The sequence below is a fragment of the Micromonospora sp. B11E3 genome (assembly GCF_039871625.1).
In the GTDB taxonomy this organism is placed as follows: domain Bacteria; phylum Actinomycetota; class Actinomycetes; order Mycobacteriales; family Micromonosporaceae; genus Micromonospora.
In genome coordinates this window covers 1-1,380 of the sequence record NZ_JBDPMC010000209.1, presented here as the reverse complement: position 1 = coordinate 1,380, position 1,380 = coordinate 1, and the positions used below count along the sequence as shown (strand labels likewise).

1 protein-coding gene is annotated in these 1,380 nt (G+C 70.1%); it reads right to left on the bottom strand.

Translation table 11 applies throughout. The features are described 5' to 3' along the window. Positions 1–1,380 (bottom strand): AMP-binding protein (locus ABGB16_RS33700; protein ID WP_347672096.1); only part of this gene is annotated, 1,380 nt, incomplete at both ends.

Sequence of the window (1,380 nt, the reverse complement as noted above, 5' to 3'; positions counted from 1 at the left end):
CCGACGCTGGTGCGGGGTAGCTCGGCACGCACGATCACCCGGTCGGGGATCTTGAAGGTCGAGAGGTGTCCGCGGCACCAGGCGATCAGCTCCTCGGGAGTGGTTTCCTCGCCCGGTTGCAGGACAACGTGCGCGACGATCGTTTCGTCGTAGATCTCGTCTGGCACTCCGTGGACGGCGGCTTCGAGTACTGCGGGATGGGTGCCGATCACCTGTTCGACCTCCGTCGCGGAAACGTTCTCGCCGGCCCGCTTCACCATGTCCTTTGCCCGGTCGACGAAGTGGGCGCGACCGTCGTCGTCCATGCGAACCAGATCGCCCGTGCGAAGCCAGCCGCCCGAGAGCAGGTCCTCGGTCTCGGCCGGGCGCCCGTCGTAGCCGTCGGTGATGTCCACCCCGGGATTGCCGCGCACATGCAGCTCGCCGGGGGTGCCCGGCGGTACGGGCTGGCCGTTTGCGTCGACCAGGCGGATCTCGAGATGGGGGAGCGGGCGGCCGATGGAGTCCCAGGACCGGCGGCTGTCCGGAGGGTTGACGAAGGGGGGCAGCACGGTCTCGGTCATGCCGTAGAGCTGGACGAGCAGTGCGCCGAACCGGGACTCGAACTCCTCGGCGTGCGCCGGTGCGAGGTTCTGGGCGAAGAGGACCAGCCGCAGCTTGTTCACGGCGTCGGCGGCGTCCGGCTGGGTCCGGGCCAGCACCATTCGTACCGGCGCCGCGAACAGGCTGGCCAGCGTCGGGCGAAGCGTCCGTGCCTGGCGTGGCCATCGGGACGCGGAGAACCGTGAGGTCAGCGCGACCGATCCACCCACGGTCAGTGCGGACATCAGGCAGTAATACTGCGCGTTCGCGTGGAACAGCGGCAGCGTCACGAGCCAGCGATCGCTGTCGCTCATGGCCAGGTGCCCGGCCATCGCGGCGCCGACCCGGGCGTAGTTCGCGTGGGTTACCCGGACTCCCTTGGGTGCGCTGGTCGTGCCTGAGGTGAACATGATGGCGGCGAGGCCGTCCCGTGCGACGTGCGGCGCCGCCGAGTTCGGCAGCCGGCGCCGCTCGTTGAGTTCGACGGTGGTCAGGACGGGCACGGAGCCGGCCGCGAGCGCTGTGTCCCGCAGGGTTGGTGCCACGACGGACAGGACGGCTCGCGACTCCCGCAGCTGGTGCGCGGTCTCGGCAACGGTGGAGAGCGGGTTCACGGGGACGGTGACGGCACCGAGCCGGCCACAGCCGAACCAGACGTCCAGGAACTCCGGGCAGTTGGCGGTCATCAGGTGGACCCGGTCCCCGGCTCGTACGCCGAGCCGTGCCAGCAGATCGGCAGTCGCGGCGGCTCGGCGCACCTGTTCCGCGTAGGTGACCTCGGTGATCGTCCCGTCGTCG